The 15,847-nt window shown below is 54.7% G+C and carries 13 protein-coding genes and 1 pseudogene; 4 read left to right on the top strand and 10 right to left on the bottom strand.

The features are described 5' to 3' along the window. The coding region (locus tag VAE48_RS10700; protein WP_322793318.1) for an ATP-binding protein at positions 1–457 on the bottom strand (457 nt) is incomplete at its 3' end. Positions 458–526: 69 nt separating this feature from the next. Next, on the bottom strand, positions 527–1,525 hold the full coding sequence (locus VAE48_RS10695; RefSeq protein ID WP_322793317.1) for a hypothetical protein: 999 nt from the start codon (positions 1,523–1,525) through the stop codon (positions 527–529). A gap of 66 nt (positions 1,526–1,591) precedes the next feature. Between VAE48_RS10695 and VAE48_RS10690 the strand changes: the two genes are divergently transcribed. The 3 genes from VAE48_RS10690 to VAE48_RS10680 are packed head-to-tail and all read left to right on the top strand — an operon-like array spanning position 1,592 to position 3,611. Beyond that, a complete protein-coding gene (locus VAE48_RS10690) occupies positions 1,592–2,407 on the top strand; it encodes a hypothetical protein (protein WP_322793316.1) in 816 nt (271 codons plus the stop codon). After that, entirely contained in the window at positions 2,408–2,818 is a 411-nt protein-coding gene (locus VAE48_RS10685; protein ID WP_322793315.1) for a M67 family metallopeptidase, read from the top strand. Between the two features lie 43 nt (positions 2,819–2,861). Beyond that, positions 2,862–3,611, top strand: a complete 750-nt coding sequence (locus VAE48_RS10680) for a glycerol-3-phosphate acyltransferase (RefSeq protein ID WP_322793314.1) — start codon at positions 2,862–2,864, stop codon at positions 3,609–3,611. On the opposite strand, the gene VAE48_RS10675 is transcribed toward VAE48_RS10680, so the two are convergent. The 5 genes from VAE48_RS10675 to VAE48_RS10655 form a co-directional block, all read right to left on the bottom strand. Next, positions 3,608–4,465: an MBL fold metallo-hydrolase gene (locus VAE48_RS10675; RefSeq protein ID WP_322793313.1), complete on the bottom strand. Its 858-nt coding sequence runs from the start codon at positions 4,463–4,465 to the stop codon at positions 3,608–3,610. The two genes, VAE48_RS10680 and VAE48_RS10675, sit on opposite strands and share 4 nt — an antisense overlap. A 104-nt stretch (positions 4,466–4,569) precedes the next feature. Continuing rightward, positions 4,570–7,518, bottom strand: coding sequence for a hypothetical protein (locus VAE48_RS10670; RefSeq protein ID WP_322793312.1), 2,949 nt, complete (start codon positions 7,516–7,518; stop codon positions 4,570–4,572). 105 nt (positions 7,519–7,623) lie between these two features. Next, the gene (locus tag VAE48_RS10665) at positions 7,624–8,361 is read right to left on the bottom strand and encodes an amino acid ABC transporter ATP-binding protein (protein ID WP_322793311.1); all 738 of its coding nucleotides are present in this window, start codon (positions 8,359–8,361) and stop codon (positions 7,624–7,626) included. 5 nt (positions 8,362–8,366) lie between these two features. Next, positions 8,367–9,170, bottom strand: a complete 804-nt coding sequence (locus tag VAE48_RS10660) for an amino acid ABC transporter permease (protein ID WP_322793310.1) — start codon at positions 9,168–9,170, stop codon at positions 8,367–8,369. Positions 9,171–9,293: 123 nt separating this feature from the next. Next, positions 9,294–10,133 carry a basic amino acid ABC transporter substrate-binding protein gene (locus VAE48_RS10655; RefSeq protein ID WP_322793309.1) on the bottom strand — a complete coding sequence of 280 codons (840 nt, stop codon included), beginning with the start codon at positions 10,131–10,133 and terminating at the stop codon, positions 9,294–9,296. 210 nt (positions 10,134–10,343) lie between these two features. Here VAE48_RS10655 and VAE48_RS10650 point away from each other — a divergent pair, with 210 nt between their 5' ends. Beyond that, positions 10,344–11,315, top strand: a complete 972-nt coding sequence (locus VAE48_RS10650; RefSeq protein WP_322793308.1) for a lysylphosphatidylglycerol synthase transmembrane domain-containing protein — start codon at positions 10,344–10,346, stop codon at positions 11,313–11,315. A 5-nt stretch (positions 11,316–11,320) separates the two neighbouring features. Here the strand turns inward: VAE48_RS10650 and uvrC are convergent, their stop codons facing one another. The 3 genes and pseudogenes from uvrC to selD all read right to left on the bottom strand — a co-directional run. Beyond that, complete coding sequence (gene uvrC, locus VAE48_RS10645; RefSeq protein ID WP_322793307.1) at positions 11,321–13,186, bottom strand: excinuclease ABC subunit UvrC; 1,866 nt, start codon at positions 13,184–13,186, stop codon at positions 11,321–11,323. 17 nt (positions 13,187–13,203) lie between these two features. Further along, entirely contained in the window at positions 13,204–14,877 is a 1,674-nt protein-coding gene (ggt, locus tag VAE48_RS10640; protein WP_322793306.1) for a gamma-glutamyltransferase, read from the bottom strand. Further along, positions 14,840–15,835 (bottom strand): annotated as a pseudogene (selD, locus tag VAE48_RS10635) (selenide, water dikinase SelD); the annotation flags it as partial. The pseudogene selD and the gene ggt, both read right to left, overlap by 38 nt. Positions 15,836–15,847 lie beyond the last annotated feature (12 nt).

Below are 15,847 nucleotides of genomic sequence, written 5' to 3'. Positions count from 1 at the left end.
CGCCGCGCTCGTAACGCTGAAAGTGCTGTTGTCCATTGCGAAAGACGATCACTTCGCACCATTCCGAAAGCGCATTGACTGCCGAAACACCAACCCCATGCAGACCGCCCGAAACTTTATAACTGGAATGGCTGAACTTGCCACCCGCATGCAGGGTGGTCATGACCACTTCCAGCGCAGATTTTTTCTTTTCAGGGTGAATGTCCACCGGAATACCCCGTCCGTTGTCCTCCACCGTTACCGAACTGTCGGGGTGAATGGTGACGATGATCCGGTCACAGAAACCGGCCAGCGCCTCATCAATCGAGTTGTCCACCACTTCGTAAACCAGATGGTGAAGGGCTTTGAGATCGGTGCCGCCGACATACATGCCCGGACGGCGGCGGACGGCTTCCAATCCTTCCAGCACCTGAATATCTTTTGCTCCGTATGAAGAAAGGTCTATTGATTGAGCCACGGATAATCCTCCAAAAATACTTAACGCCTTAACCTTCCCCCTGAATGGACAAGGGAAGGGTTTGTTTGGTTATGCCTGCACCATTCTTGCACTTTGCTGCTTGATCAATTCCATCAGCCAACGCAACCCGCTGCGGAAGTAAATGAAACTGGCTGTCAGCAGACTGGTGTAAATGAACGCGTGTCCCAAAATCCCAACCAGCGTCAACCATGAATGATTGGGAGGGATTTTCCATAAAATATCCATGCCCTGTGCGATTAAGATGGCGGCAACCAGAAAAAGGCTGCTGCCGGTCAGGTGGTTGCGAACCAGACGCACGCTGGTCAGGGCAGAAACGAGCAGGCTGCGCTGCCCGAGAAAGATGCTGTGGGGGGTGAAGATCAACGGGATAAAAAGCCAGATCATCAGGAAAAGCACCGCCAGAAGGGCAATGCTGCCTAAACTGGCATTGACCATGGCGAGAAGTGAAACGATTACCGAAGCCGGCAAACTGATTAAGATTACACTTGCCAGCAAGGTGAGGATGAAAACCATGCATAACGCGATCTGGATGGCAAAGGCTTTGAATTCAAACTTTACCGGCGTTTCGCCGGAGGAACGCGCCAGCGTGTTCAGGAAAAGACAACCGAGTACAAAACCGGCAATCAGGAAAAGCAGCCACCAGCCAAAGGCAGCCGAAAAGGAATTGATTTCCAGCACGGCCGGGCTGCCAAACGGGGTCAGACCGCTGGGTCGGTTTGCCATTAAACTCGGCAGGCCAATGGGAAAGGTTTGTAAAGTACTGGCAAGGTTGTAGTCTTTCAGGCTCTCAATCCACAGGGCGGTCAGCTCATTGATTTGAGCGGCGATTTCTGCCGATGCAAAACGAGCGATGGTGTTGGCATAATCCGTGAGCAAGGGTGAAAACAGTTTGTCAATGCGAAACTGCGGCCCAAGCCACAGGAAAACATCCAGCACTACGGGCAGCAGGATCAGATAAATCCTGCTCGCAACGGTATTAAATCCCGCACTGAGAGCTGGAATCAGGCGAGGCGGGCTGATTAAATTCATTTCCGTTTCAGATGCCATACAGGTTTTATTTTACCATACTCATCCCCTCTGGCAGGAATCGCCTGTCAGCGGTAAAATCGAATCATGCAAACCCACCATCATTTGCCCGATGCTGACCGTTTGAGCGTGGTTGCGGCGGTCATCCTGCTGGGGTATGCGCTGACGCCGTTCGTTTCTCTGCCCGAGCGTCTTGTCAGCCTGCAGCTGCCGGGGTTTTTATTCGAGCTGCGCCTGAACTTTTCCACAATTGTGGCTGTTCTGGTTTCCTTGATCGCTGCGGCGGGTACCGACTGGCTGATTCAGACCCACCCTCACCTGGAAGGGAAAGTCCGCCTGCCGCACTGGCTGCTGCCTGCCCTGACGGCCTGGGCGATTGGCGTGCCACTGACTACGCTGCAAGTTGGGGTGGAATGGTGGGTGGTTTTTACATTGGGGGGTGTACTTTTTCTTCTGGTTGTGCTCGCCGAATACATTGTGGTTGACCCGCAGGACATTCGTCACGCGCTGGCTTCGATTGGCCTGACCGCTGTTTCTTTTGCTTTGTATCTGGTGCTGGCGGTTAGTTTACGCGCAGCCGGTTTGCGGCTTTACACGTTGATTTTGACGCTGGCCCCCACCTTGTTCCTGATCAGCCTGCGGGCTTTGTACCTGCGCAGCGGCGGGCAGTGGTACCTGAGCTGGGCAGCGGGTATTACCCTCGTGGTGAGCCAGCTGGCGGCTGCTCTTCATTACCTGCCGCTGACTCCATTACGCTTTGGTTTGCTTTTACTGGCAGCAGCGTATGGATTAACCAGTCTGGCAGCCGGTTTGGAAGAGGGCCGCGGTCTGCGTTTTGTTTGGGTGGAACCTCTGGTCATGGCGGTGTTACTGGTTGGGGTTTCTTTGCTGGTGAGGGTGTGATTGGAAGACTTGAAATTGTTAACCCAACATCTGCAACAGATGGAAAACCACATTTTTCAAAATCTGCCGGAGGAAGCGTGTGGCATGTTGGGCGGACGCGGCAATCAGGTCGAGGAAGTCATCCCGATCACCAATCAGGCGCACAGCCCGGTTCGCTACTACATGCAGCCGGTTGAGATGTTGCGAGCTTTCGAGTGGTTAGAGCAGCAGCAAATGGAGATGATTGCCACGTTCCATTCTCATCCAATGGGGCCGTGCCATCCATCGGAAACGGATATTCAGGAGTTCGCCTACCCCGGCACTGCCATGCTGATCTGGTCGCCTATGGATGAAAACCGCTGGGGTGTCAAAGCGTTTGTCATTGAGGGTTGTAACTTTCGAGAAATTCCCTTGGTTTTGTTAGAATCGTAACCGGATGGAAGGTTACGGGTTGTAAACTGGTGGAGGAAGAGCAATGGAAGGATGGTTGACACTTGCAGTTGTACTGCTGGGGGCTTACATTATTGGATCGGTGCCATTCGGTTTGGTAATTGTCTGGATTGCGCGCGGCAAAGACCTGCGCCAGATTGAAAGCGGCCGAACGGGCGGCACGAATGCCATGCGGGCTGCCGGATTTCTGGCGGGGCTTTTTACCGCAATTTTTGATGTGCTCAAAGGGTCGGCAGCGGTCTGGCTGGCGGCTTATGTTTTCCCTGAACAGGTTTGGGTGCGGGCTGCGGCTGGTCTGCTGGCAATCCTCGGCCACAACTATTCCGTCTTCTTGATCGAATCGCGCGCCAGGGGAGGTATTCGGCTGCGCGGTGGTGCAGGGGGTGCGCCGGCGTTTGGGGCAACCCTGGCACTTTTTCCTCCGGCGGCGCTGATCATCTTCCCGTTGGGAGTCTTGGTATACGTTGGGATTGGATATGCGTCTGTCACCACCATGAGCATTGCCTTTTTTGCCACGATCATCTTTCTCGTGCGTGCGGTGCAGGGGCTTTCGCCATGGGAGTATGTGGCCTTTGGGGTGGGGGCGCTGGCTGCGGTGCTGTGGTCGCTGCGTCCCAACATTGAGCGCTTACGCAACGGCACCGAACGGGCGGTTGGATTGCGGGCATATCTGCAAAAACGCAAAGAACTGCAAAGTGAGAATAGTAAAAAAATGGAAAACGGTTCGCTCAAAGCGAACCGCCATCAACAGGAACACGCCCGCAAAGGTCTTTAATCGGCCGGGGTGATAACCACGCCTTCTTCGGCGGCTATCTGTTTGAAAAGAAAACGCACATTGCGTTTGTGCAATTCCTCCGCAAGGCCGCCGAGGTAAACGCGGCTCTTTCCGCACGATTCTATATCAATCGTCGAAAGAACCTCTAACGGGTTCTTGCGCCGGACAGCGGCACGGACGGCTTTTCGCACGTTATTCAGATAGTTCAGGTTTTCCTGTACGGCGTCATCAATTTCGCCGCGCAGGATGATGTCGCCGTGACCCTGGATGATGTTTTCCAGTCCCATTTTGCCAATTTTACGGATTGTTTCGCTCAAAACGTCGGGATCGCCATCCACGACGTAGGGCAGCGGTAAGAAGGCATCCCCGGCAAATAAAACGCGGTCTTCTTCCACCAACACCGAAATCCCATCCCGGCTATGACCGGGGGTATGGGTCAGAATCAGGTTCTTTTTGCCAATACGCAAAGAGAGGTCGCCCCCTTCAAAGGTGAGATGGGGATAGACCAGTTTTACCTGCCGGAAAGCGGGATTTTGCCGGCGAGCCGACTCCAACGAGGCCGGTCCGCGCAGTTCCATCAATTCTCGGCAGAGAGCGTGCGAAATGACCGTCGCGCCGGGAAAGAAACAGTTTCCCCAGGTGTGATCGGCATGATGATGGGTATTGATGACATACCGTACCGGTACCCCAAGGGTTTCTTCGATGAAAGACCGCATGGTGAGGGTTTCTTCGGGGGTTGCCAGTGTATCAATCACCACCGCCCATTGAGGGCCAGTGATTGCCCCTGCAGTAACCTGAGCGTAGATTTCACTTTGAAACCAGTAAACATTTTCAGAGATGCGCTCGCGCTGCATACCTGCTCCAGGAATTGGATTGAGAGTTTGTGAGATATCTTACAGGTGCAAAGAATAGCATAAAAGAGGCCAATTGTCAAAAAACGCTTCGACAGAATGATGGTTTATTGGTCAGCCTGATTTTTATTCCTCAGTAAAGGAAAGCGTAGTAAACCTTTACGGTACAGATAAAATCCCGCCGCCGCAACAATCAGAATTTCGGCAATCAATGCCCCCAGGAAATATTGCCAGTATTCTTTCATAAAGGAGATTGCCAGAGGTGGTTTGGGACCCTCAGGCGGCGGAAGGGTGGGAGAGCCTGTAGCAGAGGCGGTTGCCGTCCACGTTGTACTTTGCGGTGAAGGGGTTTCAACCCCGCTGGTGGAGCGGGTTTCATTTGGTTCAGGGGGTGGTGGGTAGCCTTCCCCGGTGGGCAGCGTGGGTGTGCCTTCACCAATCGGGTAACCGCTGCCCGGCGGGAAAGTCGGCTGAGGGCTAGTGGTCAGGTTGGGGGTTATACTGCCGGTTCCTTGTGGTGCCGGGTAGCCTTCTAGGGTGGAGGTGGCGGTGCCGGGAGTGCCGCCAAAGGGTGTAAAGGTTCGGGTCGGAAAGCGCGTTCGGGTAGGGGGTAAAGTGGGTGAGCGATAGTCCACCGTTGGATAAATCACCGGTGTACGGGTTCGAGTTCGGGTGGGGATGAGGGTAAAGGTAATTGTGCGGGTTGGGGTAATTGTCCCGGTCAGGGTGATGGTGGGTGATAAGGTCAGCGTAGCAGTCGGTGAAACTGTTGGAGTGGAGGTGAACTGAGTCCCGGTAGCGGTAGGGGTTGCCGACGAGGTGGCGGTATCTGTTGGAGTGGGGGTGGAGGTGGCTGTGGCGGTCGGTGTGGGTGAGGATGAAGGTGTCGGCGTGGAGGTTACGGTTGAAGTCGGCGTGGCTTGCTGGGGTACCACACGAATTACCCCGCTGAAGGATGATTCCTGAGTGGTGCTGATGATTTCTAACCGGTAGTAATAGGTGGTGCCGTTGGTCAAACCGCTGTCCACCACTTCGTAAAAAGCGCCGCCGATTCCGGAACCGCGCCGTGGAATGAACGGGCTGACCCGGCTGAAACCACCGCTTTCGCTTTCACTTCGCAGCAGGTAAAAACCGCTGGTGTTGACCTCACTGACGGTCGTCCATTGAACGGCTGCCTGCGTGTTGCCCGCAATCGCGCTAAACTGACTGAAGATGACACTGGATGGCAGGGGGAGCAAACCCACCACAAAGGGGGTAAAGTTGAGATCATCAGTACTGTTGGGCCGGCCGCTGCTGTCAATGGAAACCTGAATTTCCTTGAGAACGGGATTGCAAATGGTAGTTTGACCGGTTGCCCCAGCCGCACCGCTGCCAGCCGGGTTTTGGGCGGTGGTATCCCAGCCATCGGTTATATTGGCAACGGGGTCGTACCACCACAGAGGAATTAACGCCGGGTCGTTGCTGCCACAATAGGCAGTGCTTTCAATCGTGGCAGTGCAGCCCGTGCTGGAATCGTAGCGGAAGAACAAATCGAGTAAGGAGGGTGGAAGGGTCACATCGCTGGCAAGGAAAATATCATAATAATTCGAGCAGGCGGTCAGGCTGCCCGGCATACCGCCGGTGAAGGGGACATTATCCGGGCTGCCGGAGCCGTGATTAACGATGAACAGGTCAAAATCGCTGTCGGATGGGGCGTGTTGAAAGGCAACCTTCCCGTCGCTGGTGTAGGTTTTGGTGGATGTAACCGTCACTTTTTCAGCAGTTACACCGGGGGCGTTGCTGCGCGGCAGAGCCGGTGCACCTAAGCGCTTACCCGCGGTGAAGGTACACTGTGAAATTGCCGTGAGCGGGTCCACCCCGAACCCCCAAAAGTTATGATCCACCCGGCCTTTGTCACTGCATTCCACCTGAAAACCGCTGCGGTTGGCATAAAAATTGTTGGCAACGGCCTGAACCTTTCCACTGCCCGCTCCTGCCTCCCGCCAGATTGCGTAACCGCTGTTGCCGGTTATGTGGTTGAATTGGAGAATGACATCGCCGTTGTTATCCAGAATCCGAACCGCATCCTGACCGCCGGTCAGATCGTTGGAAATTAAACTCACGGTTTGTGGGCTTTCCACCTGAACGAGGCTGCGGCTGGTTGAGCTGCATGTTCCGTCGTTGATGGTCAAATCGCGCAGGGTAGCCCCGGCGGTTATCCGCAGCATGGGCTGGCTGCAGGATGTGCCCAGGTAGGTGATTCGCGCGTCGTTTACCCCCTGAATGATATGGGGTTTATCCACCAGCACGGCATTGTTCTTGATGAGGTAATTTCCTGTGATCAGGATGGTTGCCGGCTGACCTGGCAGGGGGTGTGAGTCAATCGCGTCTTTTAAACCTGTGCCAAGCCCGCCGGGTAAATCTTCTCCGGAGTTGATGTAACATGGCGAACTGGCGCCGCAGGCTGCAGCATCATTGGCTACATAAACCACATCGGCAGTGGCAGTAACACTGATGCCCAAAAATGCCTGACTGGTTTGCTGCCATCCGCCGGCCGTGCGTTCCAGCACCCGCGTCAGCACCGAACCGCCAGCGGTGGCTGTGTTACCGATACGAAAAGAAAAATCCAGCCAGTCGCCAAACGCCCCTACGGCCAGGGTGGTTTGAACACCGCCCAGCAGATTATAACCAGTCGGTGGAGCGGAGCAGTTGGTAATCCCCATCTGGTAAGGGTTGCCGGTTACACCGCCAGTCAACCCGATGCGCAAATCCGTTGCTGACCAGTTGATGGGGGTGTAGATACATAACTGCACATTCGCGTCGGGTGGCGGCAGGTAAGCGGTCAGGTCGAATGAGGCGCGCACGTTGAGGGTCTGACCGGCGGCGCATCCGGCCGGCGGGCAGGCTGCGGGAGCCTGTAAGGTTAAACTGGTGGACTGGATGGTTTGGGCGCGGGTAGATTGCGGCAGGCTCAGGATGAAGAATACTGCCAGCACAGCCAGTACACGCCGGATAATCCCCGCGCTTTGAAGCGGGCGGCGTTGGGCTGGGCTGAGAGTAGGGGAAGTGTGGTTCATGAGCCTGTGAAGGGTGAGTGTGGGTATTCAGAATGCGAATGATACTGATTATACCTTTGCCGCGGGACAAAAATCAAAGCGAAATAAACATAATTTCGGTTGGGTTCAATGAAGCACCTTGCTCAAAAAGGATTTGGTGCGCTCCTGTTTTGGGTTGGTAAACAAGACATCTGGCGGTGCTTCTTCAACGATTTGACCCTCATCCATCAGAATGGCGCGATGGGCAGCCGCCCGCGCGAAACCCATTTCATGCGAAACGACCACCATGGTCATGCCTTCTCTGGCCAGCGTCAGCATGACATCCAGAACTTCCTGGATCATTTCCGGGTCAAGCGCGCTGGTGGGTTCATCGAATAACATGATTTTGGGGTTCATCGCCAGCGCGCGGGCGATGGCTACCCGTTGCTGCTGCCCGCCGGACAACTGGATGGGGTAATTATTGGCTTTTTCGGGAATGCCGACTTTGTGAAGCAAATCCACGGCAATGCGGGTAGCTTCCTCTTTGCTGCGCTTGCGGACGATGCGCTGGGCCAGCAAAATGTTTTCCAGCACCGTCAGGTGCGGAAAGAGGTTGAATTGCTGAAAGACCATGCCGACTTCGGTGCGAACGGCGTTGATGTTGGCAGCCGTATCCAGCGGAATGCCGTCCACCACAATTCTGCCTTCGTCGAATTCTTCTAACCGGTTAATGCAGCGCAGCAAGGTGGATTTACCCGAACCGGATGGGCCGATGATGACAATCACTTCGCCTTTGTAGACATCCAGATTCACCCCGCGCAGCGCGTGGACGTTTCCAAAGCGTTTATGCACATTTTCGATGTGAATAATGGGTTCAGAGGTCATGGGGGTTACCTCTCGATTTTGGTTGTTTGTTCAATGTAGTGAACGACCCGCGCCGAGATGAGAGTCATGACAAGGTAAAGCAAGGATACCATAATCCAGGGTTGAATCGGGATGAAGTTGGATGCCATAAACTCGCGACCGCGGCGGGTAAGGTCGGAAACAGCCACCACGCTGATCAGGGAGGTATCTTTGAGCAGGGTGATAAATTCGTTGCCTACCGGGGGCAGGATGACGCGGATTGCTTGCGGCAAGATGACATAACGCATTGCCTGAAAGTAGGTCATTCCCAAACTGCGGGCTGCTTCCATCTGGCCTTTGGGGATGCTTTGAATACCGGCGCGGTACACTTCGCTCATGTAGGCGGCGTAGCAGATGGTCAACCCAAGGATGGCCATGAAGTTCGGGTCAGCCTTGTAATTGATTAACGCCTGACTGTTCAATGAAGTTCCCAAATTTTGAATAATGGGAGGAAAAGCGAAATACCAGAAGAGCAACTGCACCAGCACCGGAATACCGCGGATAATTTCAACGTAAATGGTAAAAATTCCGCGCAATAACCATAACTTAGAAAGGCGCGCCAGAGCGACTACCAGTCCCAGAATCAGTACCAGAAAGAAGGAAATCATGGTCGTGCGCAGCGTGACCCAGACACCATCTTCTACAAAGACGAGAATGCGCCGATAAGGATCTGGTTGCGCGATGACTAATATCACAATCAGTGCAATGACAGCAAAGACCAGCAGCCACCACTGGTCTATGCTGGTTTTTCGTGCGGTTGAGCTTGCCTGCGGGGGATTAGCGATTTGCATGTGGAGAAGCCTCCTTGAACCGTGTATCCATTCTCCCAGAAGTTTCAAAAAAGCACGGGCAGCGGCCGTCTTTGGAGTTTACCAGCCATCTGCCCGTGCATCACATTCTATCAAAAAAGAAGTTTATTCACCTGCCAGCCACTTCATCTCGAGTTCGGCGATCACGCCTTCATTTTTCAGTTCGGCCAGAGCCGCATTGAGCGGAGCGACCAGATCTTCACGGTTCTTACAAATGGCGATGCCGTAGGATTCATCGGTGAATACCTCACCAACAGTCGTCAACTTTTCCGGATTTTGCCCGATGAAGCCCAGCGCGGTGGGATAGTCGGCAATGACCGCATCCACCTGACCATTGGCAAGGTCGAGGAATGCCAGATCGTAGGTATCGTATGGTTTGTAGTTGACATTCGGTATCTTGCGGGCTTCAATCTCGCCGGTGGTGCCCAGTTGGGCGGCTACCGTCTTGCCAGCCAGGTCGTCTTTGGATTTGATGCTGTCGTCCCCTTTGCGAATGACCACAATCTGCCCGGCGTTGATGTAGGGGTCGGTGAAGAGCATTTGCTGCTTGCGTTCATCGGTGATGGTGATGGCAGCGATTGCCAGATCAAACTGGCATTGTGCCAGACCCGCCAGCACCGAATCAAAGGGCAGATTGCTCCATTCCAGTTGAAAACCAGCTTTTTGGGCAATGGCTTTCATCAGCTCGACATCGAAGCCGGTCAATTCTTTGGTGGTTTCATCTACAATTTCAAAGGGTGGAAAAGTCGCATCGGTTGCCACCCGCAGGGTGCTGCTCGCCGGGGCGGGGTAGGCTTCTTTTGGCGGCGCGGTTGGTTGAGGTTGCTGTTCGACAGGGTAACCTTCCTGTGGGGCCGGGGTGGGTGTGGCAGCCGGCTGGCACGCACTTAATACCAGCGCAGCCAGAAATAAAGCGGACAGAATCAAATAGACTGAGCGTTTCACGTTTCTCCTCCTGCAAATTTTTGATGTGGGGGTGTCGGCTTGAGAGCGATGATGGTTCACAGAACAGCCACAAGATATTTTTATTATACCATGCCCATTCTTCAGCCTCGGCGTATCCGCAACTTGATGTATTGTTCGGGTATAATCGGGGGCATGTCCGCTTCGGTTGGTGAAGATCAATCTTTAAAAAAGTCCTCTATTTTGCGGAAAATGGTGCCAGGTCTGCTGCTGGGGATTGCGGTGATGGTCGGCCTGACTTTGCTGGGGGATATTCGTGAAGTTGGCGCACTGCTGCAGAGCTTTGACTGGCGCCTCTTTCCGCTGGCGCTGTTGTTCACCCTGTTCAATTACACCCTGCGGTTCATCAAATGGCAGTACTACCTAAATCAGGTTGGAGTGCGCGGATTTGCATGGAAACGCAGTTTGCAGATATTTGTGGCCGGTTTTCCGCTGGCAGTGACCCCCGGCAAAGTGGGTGAAGTATTCAAAGGAATCTGGCTGCAACAGCAAACCGGACTTCCGGTGGCGCGCGGTGTTTCGTTGATTGTTGCCGAACGGGTCAGCGACGGCCTGGCCGTATTAATGCTCTCGGTATTGGGAGTCATTGCTCATCCACAGTACTGGCCTGCCTTCAGCATCATCTTAGGCGTTTTGCTGGTGGGCATCGTAATTTCTCAGATTCGACCGCTGGCACTGGGAATTCTGGCTTTCGCCGGGCGGCTGCCCGTAATTGGCAAAGCCGTTCCCGCCCTGCGCGAGTTTTATGAGGGCAGTTTTGTTCTTTTTCGTCCTCAGGCGGCACTGGTGGGGGTAGGGTTGGGAACGGTATCGTGGTTTGGCGAGGGAATTGGCTTTTATTTAATCCTCACCGGTCTGGGAATGCCGGCAAATTTAGAAACTTTTTCCAACGCGGTCTTTATTCTGGCATTTTCAACCGTGGTTGGAGCCGTTTCGGCGCTGCCGGGTGGTTTGGGCGCTTCTGAAGCCTCGATTGCCGGTATGCTGGTGCTGGTTGGTGGAGCAGCGCCCGCCATTGCCTCAGCAGCGACAGTCATTATCCGCCTGGCAACCCTTTGGTTTGGTGTGAGTCTGGGATTGATTACATGGGCATTTTCAACCCGCCTGCTCAACTTGCAGGAAGAACCCCTTCAACCGCTTAACCGCACTCTTGAGGTGAAATAAAACGATTAATCCAGCATGGTCTTTAAAGCCATGGCGGTTTCTTCGTTGATTCCCTGCACGCTCATCAACTCTTCCAGGCTGGCCTGTTGAATGGCTTCGATGCTGCCGAATTTTTTTAACAACGCTTTGCGGCGCGCCGGTCCAATACCGGGGACTGCATCCAGCCGCGAGACGAGCCCGGCTTTACCGCGCCGGTTACGATGGGCGGTGATAGCAAAACGGTGGGCTTCATCACGGATGCGCTGGATAAGGAATAACGCCTGAGAATGGCGCGACAGCATCAATGATTCTTTGTGAGCCGGGCGGAAGATTTCTTCCTGCTGCTTTGCCAGACCAATCACCGGCACTTTATCCTGCAATTCAAAGGCTCGCAGTACGGATACCGCACGGGAGAGCTGCCCTTTGCCGCCGTCAACAATCAGTAAATCCGGAAGCAAGGCAAAAGCAGGATCGAGCTTTGCGCCGGGCGCTTCGCGTTCCTGCTGAGCAGCCTGATAGCGGCGGAATCGGCGAGTGAGGACTTCCTCCATACTGGCAAAGTCATCCGGACCGCTGACTGTTTGGATGTTGAAACGACGGTAAAGCGATTTACGGGGAACCCCTTGTTCGAAAACAACCATGCTGCCCACAGCCGCTGTACCTTGAGTGTTTGAGATGTCGTAACATTCAATGCGGTTGGGGGGGTGCGCCAGGCCGAGCGCTTGCTGCAATTCTGCCAGCGCTTGCGATTGACGGTTGGTATCGGCTTCCCATTGGGCTTTGAGTGCTCGCAGGGTTTCAACCGCGTTTTCGGTGGCCAGTTGCAACAGTTCGTGCGGTGGGCCGTTGCGCGGGACGATTAACTCCACCTTTTGACCGCCGCGCCGATTGTGCAACCACTGGCTGATAATCTGGGCTTCTTCAACTTCCTGAGGCAGCAATACCTGTTGGGGGATGCTGGCGGCCTCGGCGTAGAATTGTTTGATGAATTCCTCGATGACTTCCTTATCCGGCTCTCCCATCGCCCCTTCCAGGATGAAGTATTCCCGCCCGATCAGTTTACCGGCACGGATGAAAAAAACCTGGACACACGCTTCACCGTTGTCGCGGGCAATGGCAATCACATCCGAGTCGATTTGATCGTTGCTGATGACCTTCTGCTTTTCCACAACCCGTTCAATAGCGAAAATTTGATCGCGCAGGGCAGCAGCCCGCTCGAAGCGCAATTCTTCAGCAGCCTGTTCCATTTCGCTGCGTAAACGTTCCACAATTGCAGCCGTACGGCCTTCGAGAAATTCACACAAATCGCTGATCATCTGCCGGTAGGAAGCCTGATCTACTGCGCCGATGCACGGACCACTGCACAGCTTTATATCGTAGTACAGGCAGGGGCGTTCATCTTTGCCGGTGATGACGCGGTCGCACGTCAGGTAGGGGAAAATGCGTCGCAATACATCCAGGGTTTGATGCACTGCCCACACACTGGTGTAGGGCCCAAAGTAACGTGAGCCATCCCGTACCATCTGGCGGGTGACCGTTACTTTGGGGAAAGGGTCAGCCCAATGAACTTTGATGTAGGGGTAGCGTTTATCGTCTTTGAGGCGGATGTTATAACGCGGGCGGTGCTTCTTGATCAGATTCATCTCAAGGATCAGGGCTTCCAGCTCAGAGCCGACCACGATCCACTCGATATCGCGAATGCGTTGAACCAACTGATGGGTTTTTAAGTCCTGATCCTGACCACTGTGAAAATAGGATCGCACACGGTTGCGCAGGTTAATTGCCTTGCCGACGTAAATCACCTGCCCCTCGGCATCTTTCATCAAGTAACAACCGGGTTTGTTGGGCAGGGTATCTAAAATTCCCTGAAGATGTGAACTGACTTCAACCATTTGTTCTATATTTTACTTCAGCCGAGCGGCATAGCGCAACCATCCGCGCGCGGATCGCTTCCGCCCCATAAAGCCGCCGTTTCTGAATCACGCAAGATGATCTGCCCGCGTCCGAACAAAGCTCGCCCCATACCCCTGACCGTTTCAACGGAATGTCCCATGCTCTGTAACTCCTGGATGGTTTGCGGTGGGATGCCTTCCTCCGAAGCCACCACCGCCGGGCTGTTTTCAGCTTGAATGCAAAAGCGCGGCCGGTCGAGGGCGGCTTGCGGGTCGAGATGGTCATCCAGCAGAGCAGTTACCACCTGCAAATGTCCCTGGGGCTGCATAAAGCCGCCCATTACACCAAATACGGCAAAAAGTTCGTCATTGGAGCTGGTTGCCAGTGCCGGGATGATGGTGTGGTAGGGGCGTTTGCCGGGTGCCAGCACATTGGGGTGGGTGGGGTTCAGGCTGAAATTATGCCCGCGGTTTTGAAGGGAAAATCCCCAGCCGCGGGGAACAATGCCGGTTCCAAACCCCATGTAATTGCTGTTGATGAAGGAGCAGCCATTTCCCTCGCTATCTACTGCGCATAGATATACGGTATCGCTGGCGCTCATCGGTTGGCCGTGTTGGACGTTTTTGGCTGCCCGCTGCGGATCAATCCTTTTACGGCGCTGTTCGGCGTAAGCCGGGCTGAGTAAGGCTTGTAACGGGATTTCGGTAAAAGCCGGGTCGGCTACATAGTGAAAGGCATCCGCAAAAGCCAGCCGCATGGCTTCAATTTCCAGATGCAGCCGGTCGGCGCTCAGCGCCGGCAGGCTGGAAAGCTCGAAGCCTGCCAGAAGATTCAGCGCCAGCAGGGCGACCAGACCCTGCCCGTTGGGAGGGCATTCCCAAATGCGCATCCCACGGTATTCGATGGAAATCGGCTGTTCCCACGTGCTGAGATGGCTGGCAAGGTCGGCTTCACTCAAACAGCCGCCGGCTTGCTGCACCGCCTCGACGATTGCTCTGGCAATTTCACCCTGATAGAAAGCGGTCTTTCCGCTTTCTGCAATCGTTTTCAATGTGCGTGCCAGGCCGGGATTACGAAAGATCTCACCGGGGCGCGGGGCATGCCCGTCAAGGGTGAGTTCTTCGCCATTGAGAGCATGGCGCAAACATCTTTCCACCCCGCGCTGCCAGTAGTAGGCGGTCAAAGGCGCAACCGGAAACCCCTGTTCTGCCAGGTGAACCGCCGGCTCAAAAATTGTGGCAAGCGTCAGGCGTCCAAAGCGCTGGTTCAAGTCGCACCAGCCGGCGCAAGCCCCCGGCACGGTGATGGTATAGGGATGCAACGGCGGAAGATTATCCCCCAAACCTTCGCGCTGAAGGCGTTGCAGCGTCAGGGCTGCGGGGGAACGTCCGGAAGCATTCAGAGCATACACCGAACGGCTTTGCTTTTCATAGACCAGAGCGAAACAATCACCCCCTAATCCTGTCGAGCCGGGTTCGGTGACATTCAAAACTGCCGCCATAGCAATAGCGGCATCCACCGCATTGCCGCCGCGGCGCAAAATTGCAAGACCGGCAGCGGTTGCCAGCGGCTGGGAGGATGCGCACATGCCCTGCCTGCCCAATACAGGCGACCGCCGTGAGTTGAAGTTTAAGTCATTCAGGCTGGCGAAATCAAACAACTTCAATGCCTGTCCATTCGATTGCTTCACCGATAACCCAAACCGGCTGGTGTATTTGTTCTGCCCGTTTCAGCAAATCATTCAGTTTTTGCGGCGGAACGGCGATTAATAAACCGCCGGAAGTTTGAGGGTCAAATAACAGCATCTGGCTGACCTCATCCAGCGTTGGCGCAAAGCGGATATGTTCGCTGAAGTACAGGCGGTTATCGGCTGCGCCGCCGGGAAAAGTCCACTTCTCGCCGTACTTGCGCGCACAGGAGACGAAGGGGATGGCTTCAAAGTTCAAACGAAAGCCGCAGCCGCTCGCCAGTGCCATCTCCAGTCCATGCCCCAGCAAACTGAAGCCGGTAATATCCGTGGCTGCGCGTAGTTGAAATTCACGCGCCAGTTGGGCAGCCGGCTGGTTCAACTGTTTCATCCAGTTGACTACTTCTTCTACGTCCTCAGCGGAAGCAATTTGCCGCTTGAGCGCGGTAGTGGTGACCCCAAAACCAAGTGGTTTGGTCAAAACCAGCTGATCACCGACATGTGCCCCGCCCTTGGTGAGCAAATGCGCCTGTTCCACCCACCCCAGCACCACCAGACCGTATTTGGGTTCCTTATCCTGAATGGTATGCCCCCCCGCAATGACCACGCCGGCTTCGCGGGCTTTTTCGGCACCGCCGCGGATGATCTCGCTGCTGATTTCAACCGGTAAATCCGGCGGCAAAGCGGCGATATTGAGTGCAAGGAAGGGTGTACCGCCCATTGCATACACATCCGAGAGGGAATTGGCGGCAGCAATGGCGCCGTAATCATAAGGGTCGTCCACTACCGGGGTAAAGAAGTCGGTGGTCATTACCAGACTGCGCTGATCATCCACCCGCCAGACAGCCGCATCATCGGGCGAATCCAAACCGACCAGCAGATTTGGAAAATCGGCTGGCTGAAAGATTTGGCGGACCGGACGCAGCACCTGCGTCAGCGCTTCAGCGCGCAGTTTGGATGCTCAACCGGCGCA

Origin of the sequence: Bellilinea sp. (assembly GCF_034432615.1) — a bacterium.
In the GTDB taxonomy this organism is placed as follows: domain Bacteria; phylum Chloroflexota; class Anaerolineae; order Anaerolineales; family Anaerolineaceae; genus Bellilinea.
This window is presented reverse-complemented; position numbering and strand designations above follow the sequence as displayed.